At 65.0% G+C, this 19,501-nt stretch carries 23 protein-coding genes; 14 read left to right on the top strand and 9 right to left on the bottom strand.

What is annotated here, in order from left to right; all coding sequences use genetic code 11:
• The first annotated feature begins 165 nt into the window (after positions 1 to 165).
• The 6 genes from ASF16_RS24670 to ASF16_RS24645 all read left to right on the top strand — a co-directional run bounded on the left by ASF16_RS24670 (position 166) and on the right by ASF16_RS24645 (position 5,203).
• Complete coding sequence (locus tag ASF16_RS24670; RefSeq protein ID WP_056173722.1) at positions 166 to 1,383, top strand: MFS transporter; 1,218 nt, start codon at positions 166 to 168, stop codon at positions 1,381 to 1,383.
• Between the two features lie 2 nt (positions 1,384 to 1,385).
• On the top strand, positions 1,386 to 1,565 hold the full coding sequence (locus ASF16_RS24665) for a hypothetical protein (RefSeq protein ID WP_056173719.1): 180 nt from the start codon (positions 1,386 to 1,388) through the stop codon (positions 1,563 to 1,565).
• A gap of 92 nt (positions 1,566 to 1,657) precedes the next feature.
• Positions 1,658 to 2,212: a bifunctional 2-polyprenyl-6-hydroxyphenol methylase/3-demethylubiquinol 3-O-methyltransferase UbiG gene (locus ASF16_RS24660; RefSeq protein ID WP_056173717.1), complete on the top strand. Its 555-nt coding sequence runs from the start codon at positions 1,658 to 1,660 to the stop codon at positions 2,210 to 2,212.
• 30 nt (positions 2,213 to 2,242) lie between these two features.
• Positions 2,243 to 3,139 carry a 4-hydroxy-tetrahydrodipicolinate synthase gene (gene dapA / locus ASF16_RS24655; RefSeq protein ID WP_056173714.1) on the top strand — a complete coding sequence of 299 codons (897 nt, stop codon included), beginning with the start codon at positions 2,243 to 2,245 and terminating at the stop codon, positions 3,137 to 3,139.
• A 40-nt stretch (positions 3,140 to 3,179) separates the two neighbouring features.
• Positions 3,180 to 4,274: an outer membrane protein assembly factor BamC gene (bamC, locus tag ASF16_RS24650; protein WP_082517136.1), complete on the top strand. Its 1,095-nt coding sequence runs from the start codon at positions 3,180 to 3,182 to the stop codon at positions 4,272 to 4,274.
• A gap of 113 nt (positions 4,275 to 4,387) precedes the next feature.
• Positions 4,388 to 5,203, top strand: coding sequence for an MBL fold metallo-hydrolase (locus ASF16_RS24645; protein WP_056173712.1), 816 nt, complete (start codon positions 4,388 to 4,390; stop codon positions 5,201 to 5,203).
• Between the two features lie 383 nt (positions 5,204 to 5,586).
• Here ASF16_RS24645 and ASF16_RS25785 read toward each other — a convergent pair whose 3' ends face one another.
• From ASF16_RS25785 to ASF16_RS24635, 3 genes are all read right to left on the bottom strand, one after another.
• Positions 5,587 to 5,844: a hypothetical protein gene (locus ASF16_RS25785; protein ID WP_082517135.1), complete on the bottom strand. Its 258-nt coding sequence runs from the start codon at positions 5,842 to 5,844 to the stop codon at positions 5,587 to 5,589.
• A gap of 209 nt (positions 5,845 to 6,053) precedes the next feature.
• Positions 6,054 to 6,593: a hypothetical protein gene (locus ASF16_RS24640; protein ID WP_056173709.1), complete on the bottom strand. Its 540-nt coding sequence runs from the start codon at positions 6,591 to 6,593 to the stop codon at positions 6,054 to 6,056.
• Between the two features lie 28 nt (positions 6,594 to 6,621).
• Positions 6,622 to 7,758, bottom strand: a complete 1,137-nt coding sequence (locus tag ASF16_RS24635; protein WP_056173706.1) for a cupin domain-containing protein — start codon at positions 7,756 to 7,758, stop codon at positions 6,622 to 6,624.
• A 55-nt stretch (positions 7,759 to 7,813) separates the two neighbouring features.
• Here ASF16_RS24635 and ASF16_RS24630 point away from each other — a divergent pair, with 55 nt between their 5' ends.
• On the top strand, positions 7,814 to 8,338 hold the full coding sequence (locus ASF16_RS24630; RefSeq protein WP_056173704.1) for a peptidylprolyl isomerase: 525 nt from the start codon (positions 7,814 to 7,816) through the stop codon (positions 8,336 to 8,338).
• Positions 8,339 to 8,400: 62 nt separating this feature from the next.
• Here ASF16_RS24630 and ASF16_RS24625 read toward each other — a convergent pair whose 3' ends face one another.
• The 4 genes from ASF16_RS24625 to coaBC form a co-directional block, all read right to left on the bottom strand.
• Positions 8,401 to 8,907, bottom strand: a complete 507-nt coding sequence (locus ASF16_RS24625) for a glycine zipper 2TM domain-containing protein (RefSeq protein WP_056173701.1) — start codon at positions 8,905 to 8,907, stop codon at positions 8,401 to 8,403.
• A 186-nt stretch (positions 8,908 to 9,093) separates the two neighbouring features.
• Entirely contained in the window at positions 9,094 to 9,540 is a 447-nt protein-coding gene (dut, locus tag ASF16_RS24620; protein WP_056173698.1) for a dUTP diphosphatase, read from the bottom strand.
• Positions 9,537 to 10,034, bottom strand: a complete 498-nt coding sequence (locus tag ASF16_RS26950; RefSeq protein WP_235507506.1) for a hypothetical protein — start codon at positions 10,032 to 10,034, stop codon at positions 9,537 to 9,539. Before ASF16_RS26950 ends, dut begins: the two co-directional genes overlap by 4 nt.
• 38 nt (positions 10,035 to 10,072) lie before the next feature.
• A complete protein-coding gene (gene coaBC, locus ASF16_RS24610) occupies positions 10,073 to 11,296 on the bottom strand; it encodes a bifunctional phosphopantothenoylcysteine decarboxylase/phosphopantothenate--cysteine ligase CoaBC (RefSeq protein WP_056173695.1) in 1,224 nt (407 codons plus the stop codon).
• A gap of 91 nt (positions 11,297 to 11,387) precedes the next feature.
• Here coaBC and ASF16_RS24605 point away from each other — a divergent pair, with 91 nt between their 5' ends.
• From ASF16_RS24605 to ASF16_RS24575, 7 genes are all read left to right on the top strand, one after another.
• The gene (locus tag ASF16_RS24605; protein WP_056173691.1) at positions 11,388 to 13,046 is read left to right on the top strand and encodes a CTP synthase; all 1,659 of its coding nucleotides are present in this window, start codon (positions 11,388 to 11,390) and stop codon (positions 13,044 to 13,046) included.
• A gap of 10 nt (positions 13,047 to 13,056) precedes the next feature.
• Positions 13,057 to 13,911, top strand: a complete 855-nt coding sequence (gene kdsA, locus ASF16_RS24600; RefSeq protein WP_056173688.1) for a 3-deoxy-8-phosphooctulonate synthase — start codon at positions 13,057 to 13,059, stop codon at positions 13,909 to 13,911.
• Between the two features lie 67 nt (positions 13,912 to 13,978).
• On the top strand, positions 13,979 to 14,377 hold the full coding sequence (locus ASF16_RS24595) for a hypothetical protein (RefSeq protein WP_056173687.1): 399 nt from the start codon (positions 13,979 to 13,981) through the stop codon (positions 14,375 to 14,377).
• Between the two features lie 104 nt (positions 14,378 to 14,481).
• Positions 14,482 to 14,772 (top strand): DUF1330 domain-containing protein, encoded by a 291-nt coding sequence (locus ASF16_RS24590; RefSeq protein ID WP_056173684.1) that lies wholly within the window; start codon positions 14,482 to 14,484, stop codon positions 14,770 to 14,772.
• Positions 14,773 to 14,947: 175 nt separating this feature from the next.
• Positions 14,948 to 16,234, top strand: coding sequence for a phosphopyruvate hydratase (eno, locus tag ASF16_RS24585; RefSeq protein WP_056173680.1), 1,287 nt, complete (start codon positions 14,948 to 14,950; stop codon positions 16,232 to 16,234).
• Positions 16,235 to 16,432: 198 nt separating this feature from the next.
• Positions 16,433 to 16,711: a septum formation initiator family protein gene (locus ASF16_RS24580; RefSeq protein ID WP_056173675.1), complete on the top strand. Its 279-nt coding sequence runs from the start codon at positions 16,433 to 16,435 to the stop codon at positions 16,709 to 16,711.
• A 221-nt stretch (positions 16,712 to 16,932) separates the two neighbouring features.
• Positions 16,933 to 17,445 carry a hypothetical protein gene (locus ASF16_RS24575; RefSeq protein WP_156372221.1) on the top strand — a complete coding sequence of 171 codons (513 nt, stop codon included), beginning with the start codon at positions 16,933 to 16,935 and terminating at the stop codon, positions 17,443 to 17,445.
• A 117-nt stretch (positions 17,446 to 17,562) separates the two neighbouring features.
• On the opposite strand, the gene ASF16_RS24570 is transcribed toward ASF16_RS24575, so the two are convergent.
• Both ASF16_RS24570 and ASF16_RS24565 read right to left on the bottom strand, forming a co-directional pair.
• The gene (locus ASF16_RS24570; RefSeq protein WP_056173669.1) at positions 17,563 to 18,045 is read right to left on the bottom strand and encodes a CZB domain-containing protein; all 483 of its coding nucleotides are present in this window, start codon (positions 18,043 to 18,045) and stop codon (positions 17,563 to 17,565) included.
• A gap of 352 nt (positions 18,046 to 18,397) precedes the next feature.
• Positions 18,398 to 19,390 (bottom strand): Hsp33 family molecular chaperone HslO, encoded by a 993-nt coding sequence (locus tag ASF16_RS24565; protein ID WP_056173666.1) that lies wholly within the window; start codon positions 19,388 to 19,390, stop codon positions 18,398 to 18,400.
• Positions 19,391 to 19,501 lie beyond the last annotated feature (111 nt).

Raw genomic sequence — 19,501 nt, 5'->3', positions numbered from 1 at the left:
GGGCCGCGAGAACGGGCCTGCGTTGAAATGAACAGTGGGGCCGTTGGGGCCCGTTGCAACACACAAGGGTACTGCCGTGCTGACGGCGGGCCGCAACCCCGCTGCCAACTGTATTGGTTACCGGTGTATCAGCGCGTTTCGTGCAATCTGGCTACATTCCTGCGCATGCATATGAATACTCCCAAACTGTCCATGTTCCAGGTGCTGGCCTGCGGCGCGGCCATCGTGACGCTGTCCATGGGCATCCGCCATGGGTTCGGGCTCTGGCTGCTGCCCATCACCCAGGAAATGGGCTGGACGCGCCAGTCGTTCGCGCTGGCCATCGCGATCCAGAACCTGTCCTGGGGGGTGATCGGCATCTTTGCGGGCATGGCGGCCGACCGGTTCGGGGCGTTCCGGGTGCTGATAGGCGGAGCGGTGCTCTACGGCCTGGGCCTGGCGGGCATGGCCCTGTCGCCCACGCCCACGCTGTTTGCGCTGACCGCAGGCGTGCTCATCGGAGCCGCGCAGGCCGGCACCACCTACGCCGTGATCTACGGCGTGCTGGGGCGGCAGATTGCGCCGGAGCGCCGGTCCTGGGCCATGGGCGTGGCAGCCGCGGCGGGCTCGTTCGGACAGTTCCTCATGGTGCCGGTGGAGGGCTGGCTGATCGCAGGGCTGGGCTGGCAGCAGGCGCTGCTGGTGCTGTCGATGGCGGTGCTGCTCATCGTGCCGCTGGCCTTCGGCCTGCGCGAGCCGGGCTTCAAGGGAAGCGCCCCGGTCAAGCGCGAGCAGACCATCGTGCAGGCGCTGGGCGAGGCGTTCCGCTACCCCAGCTTCAATTTGCTGATGGCGGGTTATTTCGTCTGCGGCTTCCAGGTGGTGTTCATCGGGGTGCACATGCCCAGTTACCTGAAGGACCACGGCCTGTCGCCCCAGGTGGCCAGCTATGCGCTGGCGCTGATCGGCCTGTTCAATGTGCTCGGTACCTACGTGGCCGGCACGCTGGGCCAGCGCATGCCCAAGCGCTACATCCTGGCCTTCATCTACTTTGCCCGCGCGGTGGTGATCACCGTGTTCCTGATCGTGCCGCTGTCGCCAATGTCGGTCTATGTGTTCTCGGCCGTGATGGGCACGCTGTGGCTGTCGACCATTCCACCCACCAACGCCACCATCGCCCAGATCTTCGGCGTGCAGCATCTGTCGATGCTGGGCGGCTTCGTGTTCTTCAGCCACCAGATCGGCAGCTTTCTGGGCGTGTGGCTGGGTGGCTACCTCTATGACGCGACGGGCAGCTACGATATCGTCTGGTACATCGCCATCGGGCTCGGGGTGTTTGCCGGCCTGGTGAACCTGCCGGTCAAGGAAAGCCCCATCGCGCGCAGCGCGCCCCAACCCGCCTGACCATGACACCACAAGCCGCTGCCCCCACCCCCGCGTCTGCCGGCGCCCCGGCCAAGCCCGCGCGTGCGCTGCGCTGGCTGGCCGGCGTGGTGGCGGTGCTGGCTTGCCTGGCGGTGTTCGGCCTGTACACGGCGCCGGACTTCATGGTGATGCTCGCCGACCAGATGTGGGCCTGCTTCTGAGCTGCGCAGACCGGGCCCACCCTAGGGATTCAAGTCTTTTTGGCTGCTACCGCGCTCCAGATAAGCGCTAGCAGCTATTATTTTTATAGCATATGCACGGTCATGAACTGGCGTCCGAATGGGTTCGCCGCTGGAGCCACCTGATCACCCCTGGCAGCACCGCCCTGGACGTGGCCTGCGGTGCGGGCCGCCATCTGCGCTGGCTGCGCGGCCTGGGTCACGCGGTGGTGGGCGTGGACCGCTCGGTTGAGGCCGTGGCGGCCTGCGAGGGGCTCGGCGAGTTGCTGCTGGCGGACATCGAAGCAGGGCCGTGGCCCTTGGCGGGGCGCCAGTTCGGCGCCGTGGTGGTCACCCACTATCTGTGGCGGCCGCTGCTGCCCGTCATCGTGCAGAGCGTGGCGCCGGGCGGCGTGCTGATCTACGAAACCTTTGCGCAGGGCAACGAAACCGTGGGGCGCCCTGCCCGGCCTGAATTCCTGCTGCAGCCGGGCGAATTGCTCGCGGCCTGCGCGCCGCTGCGCACCGTGGCTTACGAGGATGGCTTCCTGCAAAATCCCGACCGTTTCGTGCAGCGCATCACGGCAGTGCGAGAACTCCCGCACGCGGGGAGTCCGCCCCGGCACCCTTTGGTCCCGCCGCCTAGTTAGAATGCTCTTTTACCGTTTTACAACGCGGACATGACCCTCCCCAGCGCACCCCTTACCGGCAGCATCGTCGCTCTCGTCACCCCCATGCACGAGGACGGCAGCGTGGACTACCCCACACTGCGCAAACTGATCGACTGGCACATTGCCGAAGGCACCGACTGCATCGGCGTGGTGGGTACCACGGGCGAGTCGCCCACGGTCAACGTGCAGGAGCATTGCGAGATCATCCGCGTCGCCGTGGAGCAGTCTGCCAAGCGCGTGCCCATCATGGCCGGATGCGGCGCCAACTCCACCGCCGAAGCGATCGAGCTGGCCAAGTTCGCACGCGGCGTGGGTGCCGACAGCCAGCTGCAGGTCGTGCCCTACTACAACAAGCCCACGCAAGAGGGCCAGTTCCAGCACTTCAAGGCGATTGCCGAAGCCACGGGCGACCTGCCCATCGTGCTGTACAACGTGCCCGGCCGCTCCGTGGCCGATATGCTGCACGACACCGTGCTGCGCCTGGCCGAAGTGCCCGGCATCATCGGCATCAAGGAAGCCACCGGCAACATCGAGCGCGCCCAGTGGCTCATCCGCGACGTTCCCAAGGGCTTTGCGGTGTACTCGGGCGATGACCCGACCGCCGTGGCCCTGATGCTGTGCGGCGGGCACGGCAACATCAGCGTGACGGCCAACGTGGCGCCGCGCCTGATGCACGAGCTGTGCGTGGCCGCCCTGGCGGGCGACGCCAAGCGCGCGCTGCAGATCCAGTTCCAGCTCATGCCCGTGCACAAGAACCTGTTCGTCGAAGCCAACCCCATTCCGGTCAAGTGGGCCATGACCCGCATGGGCCTGTGTGGTGGCACCATGCGCCTGCCCATGACGCCGTTGTCCGCTGGCAATGAAGCCATCGTCGAATCCGCGCTGCGCACGAGCGGCCTGATCTAATCCGGGCCGCGCCCGCACCTGACACTTCAAGGATTTCCGCGTGAATGCTGCTACCACCCGCCTGAGCCTGCTGGCCATTGCCATGGCTCTGTCTGCCTGCGCCGCCCTCGAAGGCGACAAGATCGACTACAAGAGCGCCACCAAGGGCTCGACCCTCGAAGTCCCGCCCGACCTGACCCAGCTGTCGCGCGACTCGCGCTATGCCGTGCCTGGCGGCGCCGTCTCAGCCGCTGCCATGCAGGCAGGCCAGGCGGCTCAGCCTTCCGGCACGGCCAACGCCGCTGCCCTGCAACTGGGCGACGTGCGCATCGAGCGCGATGGCAACCAGCGCTGGCTGGTGGTCAACCGTCCGGCCGACAAGCTCTGGGAACCGGTGCGCGACTTCTGGCAGGAAAGCGGCTTCAACCTGGAGCAGGCCGACGCCAACGTGGGCATCATGGAAACCGACTGGGCTGAAAACCGCGCCAAGCTGCCGCAGGATTTCATCCGCTCGACCCTGGGCAAGCTGCTGGACTCGCTGTACTCCACTGGCGAGCGCGACAAGTTCCGCACCCGCCTGGAGCGCAACGCCAACGGCGGCACCGAAATCTACATCACCCACCGCGGCATGATCGAGGTCTACGGCACCGCCACCAAGGACAACACGGTGTGGCAGCCCCGCCCCTCCGACCCCGAGCTGGAAACCGAATTTCTGCGCCGCCTGATGGTCAAGCTCGGCGTGAGCCAGGAGCAATCCAAGGCCGTGGTGGCCTCGCCCGCACCGCGCGCGCAGTCTGCCCGCATGGCCACGGTGGACAACAAGCCCGTGGTCCAGCTGGATGAGGGCTTCGACCGCGCATGGCGCCGTGTGGGCCTGGCGCTGGACCGCACCGGCTTCACCGTGGAAGACCGCAACCGCAACGAAGGCACGTACTTCGTCCGCTACGTGGCCCCCAACACCGACAAGAAGGAACCCGGTTTCTTCGGCAAGCTGTTCAGCGGCTCGTCGTCGGCCACGCCACCGCTCAAGTTCCGCATCGTCGTGCGCAGCCAAGGCGAGTCCAGCACCGTGTCTGTCCTCAACGAAGCCGGTGTGCCCGAATCGTCAGCCAATGCCGAGCGCATCGTGCGCGTGATTGCGGACGACCTCAAGTAACCAGCCGCTTCGCCGTGGAGTTGGGGCGGGCCTTCATGGCCCGGCCTGCTCCACAGGCCGCCTGACCGGGATAGCCATCTCGTCCGGGCACGAATCCAATAACTCCCCTCCCCATGCTGCGTTTCAAAAACCTGGGGAGTGGCAGCACCGGCAATGCCACCGTGGTCGAAGGCCGCAGCGACACGCAGGTGCGCCGCCTCCTGATCGACTGCGGCTTCGGCATTCGGCAGCTGCAGGGCCGCCTGGCCCAGGCGCAACTGCAGATCGAAGACCTGGACGCGGTCTTCATCACCCATGAACACTCCGACCACATCGGCTGCGCGCAAACCGTGGCCATGCGCTACCGCATTCCGGTGTGGATGAGCCAGGGGACGCATGCAGCACTGGGCCAGCCGGACTTTGGCGACATGCTGCGCATTGCGCACGACATGACACCCATCGACCTGGGCACTTTCGAGGCCCGCCCCTTCACCGTGCCCCACGACGCCCGCGAGCCGCTGCAGCTGCGCTGCTCCGACGGCGCCGCCCACCTGGGCGTATTGACCGACCTGGGCCATGCCAGCGACCATGTGCTGCAACAACTACAGGGCTGCCACGCGCTGATGATCGAAGCCAACCACGACCCGGCCATGCTCGAAGCCTCGCGGTACCCGCTGTTCTTGAAACGCCGGGTCGGCGGACCCTTTGGCCACCTGGCCAACCGGGTGACCGCAGACATCCTGCGCGCGGTGCGTCACCCGGGCCTGCAGACCATCGTGGCCGCACACCTGAGCTCCAAGAACAACGCGCCCTCCATCGCAAGAGAGGCGTTGGCGCCCGCACTCGACTGGCCGGTGGAGGCCATTCATGTGGCCTGCCCCACAGCGGGAACGCCCTGGCTCTCGGTGGCGGCAGGGCCTAGCCCTGGCTACGGCCTGATCGCAGCCTGAGCGGCCGGGCTTCACACAATGCTCATGCTGCGCGCACGCGCTAGCGCCAATACGCGAACTGAAAGAGGCTTTGGCGTTGCAACGCGCCCCTCAGCCAACGCAGTATCACTGGGCGGCCACCGCCTTTATGCCACCCTGTCGAAATGAGCACCGAAGCTGAGCCTCCACGGATGGATTGGGATGGCTGAGCTCAGCGAAACTGCAACGGATCGGACTGCAGCCGATTGGAGGGCAGCGGATGACCTGGGCGGAATGGGTGTATGGCTGGAGTGAATGGACTTGAGTACGCTGGCCAGGGCGCAGAAACAAAAAAGCCCCGACCTTGCGGTACGGGGCCTTTGCGGCAACGGCCGGTTTTTCAACCGGCCAGAGCCTGCAGCGAATTACTTGGCTGCGGAAGCGGCGGTTGCAGCAGCGGCGGCAGCGTCAGCAGCAGCCTTGGCAGCGTCAGCAGCAGCGTCGGAAGCAGCAGATGCGGCTTCGGAGGCGGCGGGAGCGGCTTCGGAAGCAGGAGCCACGGGTGCTGGAGCAGGAGCTTCCACGGGAGCTGGAGCTGGCACAGCAGCGGGTTCTTCCTTCTTGCCGCAAGCGGCGAGGGCTGCAGCAGCGATCAGGGCGGCCAGAACGAGGGAGTTCTTCATTGGATGTTCCTAGTTGGACAAAGTATCTTGAAAAGCCACGGCGTCAGGCTCCTGGAAGCCGCTGTACGCGTTGGCACAATGCACTTGGCTTGCACCTTTTTGGCGCAGCCGCCGATTATATTGGTATTTAGTCAATACTGACTAACACTGACGAAAGCTTTACAAGCCATTGACATCTGTGACCGCCGGGTCACGGTCGGCCACCCCACTCATAAACCCAGGGTGGATGCGGGGAAACCGGGGGTGCTTTTGCCGCGAAGCCACTCATTCAGGGTCTCGCGCAGCAGCACGCGGCGGTCGGGCTCAGGCCCCGTCACGCCGACACTGCGCTCGGGGTCGAGCCGGTGCATCACCCAGTGCGGCGACCACAGCACGCTGGGGATGTCGAGCGGGTCCGCCGACGCGCTGCGCCGGCAGGTGATGATGTGGTCCCACGTGCCGCGCCATCGCACGAAGCGCGCATGCCGGCGGATCACATCGTCGAAGTTGCCAGCCAGCATGGTGAACCTGCGGCTGCCATGCGCCCATTCCTGCAGCAACTCTGCGACGCTGCGCTCTCCCAGCGGCCAGTCATGGAAGTTCGCGTCGCTGATGACGATCTCCTGCCAGCCGTCACGCACCGCCGTCGCCAACGCGTCCCGCACCATCTGCCGAAAATCCTCGCGGCTGCTGAACCGGCCCGAAGGCAGGCTGAGCGGCACAGTGGGGGGCAAGGTGGGGGGCACAGGGGATGAAGGCGTGTCGCTCATGCGGATCTCCGTTGAATGGCTCGATCAATCAGCCAGCGTGCTCCGTCCAGGAATGCGCCCATCCGGCATCGCACCAGGACGACAGCAGCTCCAGCGCATCGTCGCTGGCCCGGGCCAGATCGCGCGCCGTCAGCTGGCGCTGGTCGGCCAGGCGGCGCATCAGGGTGGCGTCCCGCCCTGCAGCGCGGTAGCTCTCGCCATTGATGAACACATGGTGCGCGTCGTACATCATGCGGCTCTTGCGGTCCAGGCGCACGCCTTCCAGCATCACCCGCGTGTCGCCGGGTTCGAACCATACGCTGGCCTTGGGTTCGGTCAGGTACTCGCCCAGCGCCCGCTCCAACACCAGGGGCTCGGCCAACGCCTTGGACAGCGCTTCGCGGGCAAAGTCAGTCAAGCCTGCAGGGATGGCCGCAGGTTGTGCAACAGCCTCTTGCCCGGTATCGCGGTACAGCGATGGCGGCCCCTCCACATCGCCCGCGTCTTCGGCAAGGCGCACCAGCAGCTCCTGGGCCAGCTCGGCGCGTGCAGGGGCCCGGAATCCGATGGAATAAGTCATGCACTCGCCTTCCGCCACGCCATCGTGGGCATAGCGCGGGGGCAGGTACAGCATGTCGCCGGGCTCCAGCACAAACTCTTCCTCGGGTTCGAACTGGGCCAATACCTTGAGGGGAATGCCGTCGCGCAGGCTCAGATCCTTCTGGCGCCCGATGCGCCAGCGGCGCTTGCCGTGGGCCTGCAGCAAGAACACGTCGTAGCTGTCGAAGTGCGGACCCACGCCACCGCCGTCGGAGGCATAGCTGATCATGAGGTCATCGAGCCGCGCCTCGGGCACGAAGCGGAACTGCTGCATCAGTGCATGCACGGCATCGTTGTGCAAATCCACGCCCTGCACCAGAAGGGTCCAGTCGGGCTGCTGCAGCGCAGGCAAAGCCCTGCGGCTGAAGGGCCCATGGCGCAGCTTCCAGGCGCCCTTGACCAGTTGCACCAGGCGCGACTCCACACCCTCCTGCGCAGCCAGCGCGAACAGATCGGCCCGCAGCACGGGCGGCTGAAACTGGGGAATGGCTTGGCGTACCAGCAATGGCTTTTTTTGCCAGTGGCGGCGCATGAACTGCGCGGGGGTCAGACCGCCAAGCAGGGAGAGGGGTTGCTGGATATCCATTGGAGCGGTCCGCCCTGGGCGACAGGGCCTTTGATCAAACTGCGACAATTCTCCTATGGAAATTACCCAACAATGCGTGGTCGCGCTGACCTGGACACTGAAAGACACCCTGGGCGAAGAACTTGACGTTCTGGACGAACCGGTGGAATTCTTGGTGGGCGGCGAGGACCTTCTCCCCCGTATCGAAGAAGCACTGCAGGGCCACGGCCCCGGCGCTACCCTGCAACTGCACCTGGAGCCTGAGGACGCCTTTGGCGACTTCGACGACCAGCTGCTGTTCCTGGAGCCTCGTTCATTGTTCCCCGACGAAATTGAAGAGGGAATGACATTCGAAGGCACGGCATTGCCAGAGGGGTGTAACCCGGACGCCCCGCGCAATGTTCTGTACACCGTCGCGGAAATCTATCCGGAGCATGTGGTCTTGGACGGCAACCATCCCCTGGCAGGGATTGCTTTGCGCCTACAGCTCACGGTCCAGGCCGTGCGGGAGGCCAGCGAAGACGAAATCGGCCGAGGGACTGCCGGCACAGGGTTCTTCCGCGTACAGCCCCAAGCCCCCGGCAGTTCCATGCTGCATTGAGCGGAGCGGATAGGTGGCCGCACCGGGTGCTTGAGGCTCAAGCACCCGGGTTCCATCGATCTTTAGATGCGCGAAATTTGACCGTTGTACAGGCGTACACGGTCGCCGATGCGCAGGTCGCCGGGTGTGCCTACGTCATACACGCGATAGCCGCCTTGGTCCAACTGCACCGACAGGCGGTAACCCTGGGCTTCTTGATTGCTGTTGTTGCGGCCTTCGATCGCATTGCCGGCCACTGCACCGCCGACGATGCCGACACCGGTGGCTGCAGCGCGGCCGGAGCCCTTGCCGATCTGGTTGCCCAGAACACCGCCCACCACCGCACCGATCACCGCACCTGCGCCGGAGGTCTGACCCTGCGAGCGACCTTGCAGCACTTCGATGTTGGACACACGGCCGTACTCGGTACCCTGTGGATTGTTGGGGTATGCCGGAGCGGTCTGATAGCCGCCCGAATAGCCACCCGAGTACTGGGGCGCAGGGGCGGACTGGTTGTGGCCGCACGCGGTGAGGGAAGCGGCCAGCACTACGGCACCAGCAACGGCGAAGGAACGGGTCATTTGCAACATGTTTATCTCCTAAGATCAGGTTCGGGCTCGTGCAAGGCGCACAGGATGGGGCCTTGCGACACACCACCATTGGAACAACGCTCCAAGACTACCCACCGTAGACGCAGAGATAACGCTCTTGTGCGTAACAGACCCTTAGAAAAGTAAGCGCAGTCTTACATCTTGCCTCCAGACACAGACGTTCACTCACGACTTACCCGTCGATCCGTAGCCCCCCTCGCCCCGCTCGGTCGCAGCGAATTCCGTCACCACATTGAACTGCGCCTGTACTACCGGCACGATGACCAGCTGCGCAAGGCGCTCCATGGGCTCCAGGGTGAACGCAGTGCTGCTGCGGTTCCAGGCGCTCACCATGAGCTGGCCTTGGTAGTCGCTGTCGATCAGCCCCACCAGGTTGCCCAGCACGATGCCGTGCTTGTGGCCCAAGCCAGAGCGCGGAAGGATCAGCGCCGCGTAGCCAGGGTCCTTGAGGTACACCGAGATGCCGGTGGGCACCAGTTGCCACGCGTTAGGCTGCAGGGTCAAGGGCGCATCCAGGCAAGCCCGCAGGTCGAGCCCTGCGCTGCCGGGCGTGGCATAAGTAGGCAACTGGTCCGCCATGCGCGGGTCGAGAATCTTGACGTCAATCTTCACTGCGGTTTCTTCTTTCCTGTTTGGTTGCGTTGCTGGGCTACCCGCCGCAGTCGGTCTTGCAATGCGTCGGTGCCGAAGCCCGCCGCATCTTTACTCGTGGCGATGATCTTCGGCGCCGACTCGATCAACCAGCCAAGCCCCCACCAGATGCTCGCCATGACCACGAGGCCCGGCAGTGAGCCCTGGCTAAAAATGAACAGCGCAATGCCGTGGATCACGATCAGCAGCAGCAGCACGGGCCGAACTACACGCAGCAGACCTAGGAACGGCAGCATCGCCTGGGCCACGTCCGGGGGCACGATCTGCCCCGCTGCGCGTGCGGCGTCCGATGCCTGGGATTTGCTCGCGGCGGTGCTTCGGATAGAGGTCACCGGCACCGCTCTCGCCGCCCTGGCAGCGTTCGCCGCGGCAGGCGCGGTGAGGCGCTCCACGTAGCTTGCAAAATCGCCATCAGGCGGCGTGTCCCACTCGGGTTTGGTGGCACCAGTCTTCATACAGCCTCCTGAATGGCAGTGTCAGAACGTGTTCGCTCTCAGGCCCGCGCAGGCGACAGGCGCGCCGCAATGTCCTGGATGAGCTGCTGGGCCAGCACGCGTTTGGAGGCGCGGGGGAGCTCCCTGTGTCCCTTCTCATCGACCAGCAGCAAGGCATTGTCATCCTGCCCGAAGGTCGCCGGGCCGATGTTGCCCACCAGCAGCGGCACGCCCTTGCGCGCGCGCTTGGCGGTGGCGTGGGCCAGCAGGTCGTGGCTTTCTGCCGCGAACCCCACACAGAAAAGGCTGCCGTCCACAGCGCGTGCAGACTGGGCCACGCGGGCCAGGATGTCGGCGTTCTCGACGAAGCCAAGGGTCGGCGTCTGGCCGGAGCCATCCTTCTTGATCTTCTGGGCCGATGGCGCAGCGGGGCGCCAGTCGGCCACGGCAGCTGTTGCTATGAAAATAGAAGCATCCTGCGCCCGCTGCTCCACCGCCACGAGCATGTCCTGGGCCGACTGCACATCCACACGGCGCACGCCGCGCGGCGTGGGCAGGTGCACCGGGCCGGCCACCAGGGTGACGTCAGCACCCGCCTCGCGCGCAGCGCGTGCAATGGCAAATCCCATCTTGCCGCTCGAAAGGTTGGTGATGCCCCGCACCGGGTCGATGGCTTCGAAGGTGGGGCCCGCCGTGACCAGCACCTTGCGGCCCGCCAGCACCTTGGGGGCGAAGAACGCGATCACTTCTTCGAGCAATTCGGCCGGCTCCAGCATCCGGCCGTCGCCCGTCTCGCCGCAGGCCTGGTCGCCATTGCCCACGCCCAGCACCACGGCGCCGTCCTGCGCCACCTGGGCCAGGTTGCGCTGTGTGGCGGGGTGGTCCCACATTTCGCGGTTCATGGCGGGCGCCACCAGCAGCGGCACGCGCTGCACCGGGCGCGCCAGGCACATCAAGCTGAGCAGCTCGTCCGCCCTGCCCTGCACCAGGCGGGCGATGAAGTCCGCGCTGCACGGCGCAATCAGGATCGCGTCGGCCTCGCGGCTCAGGTTGATGTGGGGCATGTTGTTGGGCTCGCGCGCATCCCACTGCGAGCTGTAGACCGTGCGGCCGGACAGCGCCTGCATGGTCACCGGGGTGATGAACTGCTCTGCCGCCTCGGTCATCACCACCTGCACGGTGGCCCCTGCCTTGATGAGCTGGCGGCACAGATCGGCCGACTTGTAGCAAGCCACGCCTCCACTCAGACCCAGAACCATGTGTTTGCCAGCGAGCTCATTCATGCGGCGAATTTAGCAGACGGTATGCCCCCCTGCCGGCGGGGGGCTGGCGGGGGGGCATCTATAATCCCAATTTCCCACCACCAAAAAAGACATGACCAAATTTGTCTTCGTCACCGGCGGTGTGGTGTCTTCCCTGGGCAAGGGAATCGCCTCAGCCTCCCTTGCCGCGATTCTCGAATCGCGCGGACTCAAAGTCACCCTCATCAAGCTTGACCCCTACATCAACGTAGATCCGGGCACCATGTCGCCGTTTCAGCACGGCGAGGTTTTTGTGACCGACGACGGCGCTGAAACCGACCTCGACCTCGGCCACTATGAGCGTTTCATCGAAACGCGCATGAAGAAAACCAACAACTTCACCACGGGCAAGATCTACCAGTCCGTGTTGGAGAAGGAGCGTCGCGGCGACTACCTGGGCAAGACCGTGCAGGTCATCCCACACGTGACCAACGAAATCCAGGAGTTCATCAAGCGCGGCGCCGGCATCGGCACGCCCGATGCCGTGGATGTGGCCATCGTTGAAATCGGCGGCACCGTGGGTGACATCGAATCGCTGCCGTTCCTGGAAGCCGTGCGCCAGATGAGCCTGCGCATGGGCCCCAACAACACGGCCTTCGTGCACCTGACCTACCTGCCCTGGATCGCCGCGGCCGGGGAGCTCAAGACCAAGCCCACCCAGCACACCGTGCAAAAGCTGCGCGAAATCGGCATCCAGGCCGACGCCCTCTTGTGCCGTGCCGACCGCCGCATTCCCGAGGAAGAGCGCGCCAAGATCTCGCTGTTCACCAACGTGCCCGAATGGGGCGTGATCAGCATGTGGGACGTGGACACCATCTACAAGGTGCCCCGCATGCTGCACGAACAGGGCCTGGACGGCCTCATCTGCGACAAGCTGCGGCTGAACACGCCGCCCACCAGCCTCAAGCGCTGGGACGACCTGGTGCACGAAACCGAGCACCCGCAAGGCGAAGTCACCATCGCCATGGTCGGCAAGTACGTGGATCTGTCGGACAGCTACAAGTCCGTGAACGAAGCCCTGCGCCACGCCGGCATGCGCAACCATGTGCGTGTGAAGATCGACCACGTCGACTCCGAGACCATCGAGAGCGCCGACGCTGCCGCAAAGCTGGCAAAGTACGACGCCATCCTGGTGCCCGGCGGCTTTGGCGCCCGCGGTGTGGAAGGCAAGATCGCCACCGCCCAGTTCGCCCGCGAGCACAAGGTCCCTTACCTGGGCATCTGCCTGGGCATGCAGGTCGCCACCATCGAGTACGCACGCCACGTGGCGGGCCTTGCCAACGCCAACAGCACCGAGTTCGACGCCACCACCCCGCACCCCGTGATTGCGCTGATCACCGAGTGGAAGGACGCCGACGGCACCATCAAGACCCGCAACGAGAACTCCGACCTGGGCGGCACCATGCGCCTGGGTGCTCAGAGCTCCGACGTGTCGGCCGACACCCTGGCGCACAGCATCTATGGCGACGTCGTGACCGAGCGCCACCGCCACCGTTACGAAGCCAACGTGAACTACCTGGACCAGCTGCGCAAGGCCGGCCTCGTGATCTCCGCGCTGACCCAGCGCGAGCAGCTCACCGAGATCGTCGAGCTGCCACAAGCCGTGCACCCGTGGTTCATTGGCGTACAGTTCCACCCCGAGTTCAAGTCGACCCCGTGGAACGGCCACCCGCTGTTCAACGCCTTCATCAAGGCGGCGGTGGAACACCAGCAAGCGGCTACCAAAGCCTGATTGGAGACCTATGCAGCTGTGCGGATTCAACGTCGGCCTCGATCAGCCGTTCTTTCTGATCGCGGGCACCTGCTCCATCGAAGGCCTTGACATGTCGCTCGACGTGGCCGGCCAACTCAAGGAAGCCTGCGCACCGCTGGGCATTCCGCTGATCTACAAGGGCTCGTTCGACAAGGCCAATCGCTCGTCTGGCAGCAGCAAGCGCGGCGTGGGGCTGGATGCGGGCCTGAATATCCTCGATGAAGTGCGCCGCCAGCTGCAGTTGCCCATCCTGACCGACGTGCACGACGCCTCGCACGTGGCCGAGGTGGCGAGCGTGGTCGATGTGCTGCAGACCCCGGCCTTCCTGTGCCGCCAGACGGACTTCATCCGCGCGGTGGCCCAGTCCGGCAAGCCGGTGAACATCAAGAAGGGCCAGTTCCTGGCGCCCTGGGACATGAAGAACGTCATCGACAAGGCCCGCGCTGCTGCCAGCGAAGTGGGCCTGTCGGAAGACCGCTTTCTGGCCTGCGAACGCGGCGTGAGCTTTGGCTACAACAACCTCGTGGCCGACATGACCAGCCTGGCCGAAATGCGCAACTCCGGCGCGCCGGTCGTGTTCGACGTGACCCACTCGGTGCAAAAGCCGGGCGGCCTGGGCGCCGTCAGCGGCGGCGCGCGCGACATGGTGCCGGTGCTGGCCCGTGCCGGTGTGGCGGCGGGCGTGGCGGGGCTGTTCATGGAAACCCATCCCCGTCCCGCCGAAGCGTGGTCGGACGGACCGAACGCCGTGCCTTTGAAGCACATGAAGGCGCTGCTGGAGACGCTGGTGGCACTGGACCGCGTTGTGAAAGCACAGCCTCTGCTCGAAACGAATTTCGAGTGAGCTGATTTTTCAAACCGCACTTCACGGGCCTGTCGCCAGCCTAGTCATTCAGCAGCACCGAGAACCCATGAGCGCACTTCAGGTCGACCTTCCTGAACAAGATCAGAAGGCAACTTCGAACATGGCAAACGGGAGCGCCGTCATGCGCACTGCCGAAGAAAGAACGCCGGTGTGGCCGCTATGGAGAATCGTGCTGTTTGGCATGTATGCGGCGGGCTTGTTCCTGCTGGTGCTGTTTGGCGGAAACGAACACGACTGGATGCTGCAGATGGACCCGAGCATTCAGAAAGGCTCCATCGAAAGCAACGGCAACCGGCAAGTCTTTACCGGGCTGGTCCTCGCCTCCATATGTGTGACGCAAGGTTTTGCCATCGCCACAGCGGCATCAACGGGCCAAAAAATTCTCTCTGGATCATTGATCGTTCTCGCATGCGCAATCTGGTTTGTTTTGTCGTTCAACGCTTGATATGAATCAGAGCGCCCTGATGGACTGCGGCAGAATCCTGCGCTTGCTATTTGCAGGTCCTGTCACCCGTATTTCTCCCACAAGCAACTTTGGAGCTTGAGAACATGAGCAGTGGTTACGTCATCGCATCCGTCACCGTCACCAACCCCACACAGTACGAGGAGTACCGCAAGTGGAGCACGTTGGCCATGCAGGCCCACGGTGCCGAAGTGTGCGTGCGCGGCGGCAAGGTCGAGGTGCTGGAAGGCGACTGGAACCCGGGCCGGACCGTGATCCTCAAGTTCGCCAGCTTCGACGCGGCCCGTGCCTTCTACGACACGCCCGAATATCAAAAAGCCAAGGCGGCGCGTGAAGGCGCAGCCATCATGCGCATGGTGTGCGTCGAGGGCGTCTGAAAACGCCTGGGCGATCTGATCGCTGGTCGGGTTGTACCCTGTTCGTACCTGCCCGGCAGACCACTATCAAATCAGTAGCATAGAATGACCACAGACGTGCCGCAGCGGCCATCCAGCGCTTGGACATGCTCCATCTTGCCCGTCTGAATGAATTTCAAAAACCTCAAGGAAAATCATGAGTGCCATTGTTGACATCGTAGGCCGCGAAGTGCTGGACAGCCGCGGCAACCCCACCGTCGAATGCGACGTGTTGCTGGAGTCGGGCGTGATGGGCCGCGCCGCTGTACCGTCGGGCGCCTCTACCGGCAGCCGCGAAGCCATTGAAATGCGCGACGGCGACAAGAGCCGCTACCTGGGCAAGGGCGTGCTCAAGGCTGTGGAGCACATCAACACCGAGATCTCCGAAGCCGTGCTGGGCCTGGATGCCTCTGAGCAGGCTTTCCTGGACAAGACGCTGATCGACCTCGATGGCACCGAGAACAAGGGCCGCCTGGGCGCCAACGCCATGCTGGCCGTCTCCATGGCCGTGGCCCGCGCCGCGGCCGAAGAGTCCGGCCTGCCGCTGTACCGCTACCTGGGTGGCATGGGCGCCGTGCAGTTGCCCGTGCCGATGATGAACGTGATCAACGGCGGCGCGCACGCCAACAACAGCCTGGACCTGCAGGAATTCATGATCATCCCCGTGGGCGCTCCCACGTTCCGCGAAGCCGTGCGCTGGGGTGCCGAAGTGTTCCACGCCCTGAAGAAGATCCTGCACGACAAGGGCATCAGCACCGCCGTGGGCGACGAAGGCGGCTTCGCCCCCAGCGTCGAGAACCACGAAGCAGCCATCCGCCTCATCCTGCAAGCCATCGAAACCGCCGGCTACACCGCCGGCGAGCAGATCGCTCTGGGCCTCGATTGCGCTGCCAGCGAGTTCTACAAGGACGGCCACTATGTGCTGGAAGGCGAAGGGGGCCTGAAGCTCACCGCCGAGCAATGGACGGACATGCTGGCAGCCTGGGTCGACAAGTACCCGATCATCAGCATCGAAGACGGCATGCACGAAGGCGACTGGGACGGCTGGAAGCACCTGACCGAACGCCTGGGCGACAAGGTGCAACTGGTGGGCGACGACCTGTTCGTGACCAACACCAAGATCCTGAAGGAAGGCATCGACAAGGGCATCGCCAACTCGATCCTGATCAAGATCAACCAGATCGGCACGCTGACCGAAACGTTCGCCGCCATCGAGATGGCAAAGCGCGCCGGCTACACCGCCGTGATCTCGCACCGCTCGGGCGAAACCGAAGACAGCACCATCGCCGATATCGCCGTGGGCACCAACGCCGGCCAGATCAAGACCGGCTCGCTGTCGCGCTCGGACCGCATCGCCAAGTACAACCAGCTGCTGCGCATCGAAGAAGACCTGGGCGAGATCGCGCACTACCCTGGCCGCGCTGCGTTCTATAACCTGCGATGAGACACGCCCTGAGCCGCTCCGCGTCTTCCCTCTCTCCTGCGGGCGGGGGATGCCCCTCATGGCCCGGCCAAGCCGGTTCCACGGGTGCGTTGACCTGGAGCGCGCCCAGAGCGTCCGTTGCGCCTTTGCGCGCAGCGAGTGGACTGTGCCGCCCTGGCGGCCCGTCAGCGCCACACTGACCTACCCACCCCCTGAGTCATGGGTTCACGCGTCGTGCCTGTCATCCTGCTGGCCTTGCTGGCAGCGCTGCACGCCCAGCTTTGGCTGGGGCGTGGCAGTGTGCCGCGCGTCAACGAGATGCAGCGGCAGATCGATGTGCAGAAGGCCGCCAATGACCAGGCCCGGCAGGCCAACGAGCGTTTGTCCTCCGAGGTGCACGACCTGAAGGAGGGCCTGGACATGGTGGAAGAAAAAGCACGCAGCGAACTGGGCATGGTCAAGCCCAACGAGGTGTATGTGCAGTTCACGCCGCGCTGAGCCCACGCTGCGCCCACTGTAGTGCCGGTGATGCCGGTGATGCCGGTGGTGACTGTGTGGGTGGTTGGAGCTTTTACCTGCAGAGGGGCACGCACTGCAGACCTCGCGTGCACCGCTCAAGAACTGTCTGCGCACGCTCCCCTTGGCTGTCTTTATCCTTCCCGCCCATTACCCCAAAGCTGCCGCATGACGGGCGGCATCCACCCCAGGCCCATTGCACCGTGACTTCTCCGCCTTCCGTCATCCTGCTGGGCGCGCCCGGTACCGGCGTGCAGGCGCTCTGTGCAGCGCTGGAGCGGCACCCAGCCACCACATCGGTGCGCCTGGCGTGGGGCCACATGCTGGATGCCACGGCAGACCCGGCGGCGGCCGCCGACGCGGCGGGCACCACGGTGTTGCTGATGGGTTTGGATCAACCCTGCCCGGACAGCGACCGGCGCGCCCAGGAGGCCGCCGACGCGGAGCTGCGATCAGCACTCGCACGCGCGGGCATCAGCTACCGGGTGGTGTATGGACAGGGTGCACAGAGAATCACCAGTGCACTCAACGCTATAAAAAGCATAGCGACAAGCGCTTATCCATCAAGCGGTAGCGGCCATTTTGAACCCGATACGGACCCATCCGCCACCCGCACGGCAAGGCTGCGGGCGTGGAACTGCGAGAAATGCAGCGACCCGGAATGCGAGCACCGCCTTTTCACTGCACTGACGGGGCGCGACAGCCAGAGCGGCTGAGGCAACGGCCGCCCATCTTCCACACGGGCGGTTCAGCGGTCAGCGTCGGCCCCTGCATGAAGGGCAGCACCCGCGGCTGGACGCAGCCTCCGTCCGATGCCCATCGGCGCCAGCCCCTCAGGCCTGCGGCTGCTGCACCAGGCCCCGCTTGAGTTCCTTGAGCAACAGCACCACCTGACCCGACCCGTAACGGTAGCCGCCGTTGAGCACCTGCACTGCCTTGTCCCACTCGCCCTGCTGAGCCAGTTCCACCAGCAGCGCCGCCTGTTCATGAAAATACTGGTGGCGCGCCATCAGCACGGCATAGGCGGGCTGGTCGCTCAGCAGTTCGCCGCCCAGGCCGTGCAGCCACCGCCCCAGGGCGCCTCGGTCGCTGCGGCGCACTTCGGCGGGGTCCAGGCCGTGGGTCGTGCGGCCTTCCAGGTAGTCCATGAGGTGGGTCTTCCAGCGCTCGTGCGCGTTGATCGCGGCGTCGATATCCAGCGCCGCCAGCAGGGTGTCGGCGCGCAGGGAGTCGCGCCCCGAGGCGCTGTCACCCAGCTCCAGCGACGGCGCCGCAGCGCGTCGTGCCCCACCCCATACCCGACGAAGAATATCCATAACCCCTCTTGCAACACCGCCCGAAGTCCCCACGAACCCGAGACGATGCCCGGAGTACGCCCTGAAAAACGATAGCCACCAGCGGCAACGCCGGCCACCCTCGCGCAAAGAAGGCCGATCTTAGGTGTGCGCCTGCGGGCGGCGCAAGAAAAAAAGGCGCGCGATTGTCAACGATGGTCAGGGCGGGTGCGCGAGCGGGTACGCCGCGTCACATAAATCGCCCAATGCCCTTGCCAAGTGCGCAACGTCAGCCGCACCAGCCAAGCGGCACCCGGCCCCACGGCGTAGGTAACCCGGCGACTTGAAGCTGGAGATGCCCCAGCAACGACCGCATGGACGTCAACGGGCCGGTTTACTGGATCCCGCTCGGCCCCGGAGGCTGGCTGGCTGCGGGCGACACAAAGATCTGCGCTGCATCCACCGCGTCGAAGCGGTACTGCTGCCCGCAGAACTCGCAGCCCACCTCGATGTCCTCCCGCTCGGCCAGAATGCTCTCGGCCTCCTCGGGGCCCAGGCTACGCAGCATGCTGCTCACGCGCTCTCGGCTGCAGGTGCATGCGAAGCGGGGGCCTTGGTCACCCTGCTGCGGCTCGAAACGCAGCAGTTTTTCTTCCCAAAACAGACGGCGCAGGATGGTGTCGACGTCCAGCGTGAGCAGCTCTTCGCGCGTCAGGCTGGACGCCAGATGTGCAATGCGGTTGTAGTCCTCGTTGTGGCCGATCTGGTCTTCGTTTTCGCTGTGGCTGAGGCTGGTGGCCAAGTTGCCCTCGCCCTTGATGGGCATGCGCTGGATCAACACGCCTGCGGCCACCTGGTCGTTAGCGGCCAGCACCAACACGGTATCGAGCTGCTCGGACTGCAGCATGTAGTGCTGCAGCACGTCCGACAGGCGCTCGAGCTTTTCGCGGTGGTCGCCATGCAGGGGCACCACGCCCTGGTAGGGCTGCTGGCCGGGGTGGCGGTCTTTCGGGTCGAGGGTGATGGCGCAGCGCCCGCCGCCGGCCACGTTGACCATGTGGCTCAAGCGTGCGCCGTCGGGCAGCTCGCCGTTCACCGTGGCCGTGGCGCGCAGGCTCAGATCGGACTGCACCTCCGCCACCGCCAGCTTCACCGGGCCGTCGCCGAAGATCTGCAGCACCAGCGCGCCGTTGAACTTGATGTTGGACTGCATCAGCACACCGGCGGCGGCCATCTCGCCCAGCAGCTCGCTCACCGGCGCGGGGTAGGCACCGCCGCTGGTGTTGTTGGCGCGACGGCGCAGGATCTCGGTCCACGCATCGGTCAGGCGCACGATCATGCCGCGCACGGGCAGACCGTCGAAAAGAAACTTGTGAAGTTCAGACACGCAAAAAATTCCCAAAAATTACCGGCACTTAGAAGGTGCCATCCATCACATTGCGCACCACCAGCCAGCCGCTAAACCGGCGCGGCCCAGTGAGTGCCCCCTGCAACTGGT

Source organism: Acidovorax sp. Leaf78, assembly GCF_001422735.1.
Lineage (GTDB): Bacteria > Pseudomonadota > Gammaproteobacteria > Burkholderiales > Burkholderiaceae_C > Acidovorax.
Note: the sequence above shows the minus strand (reverse complement) of the source record. Positions and strands in the feature narration are given on the sequence as shown.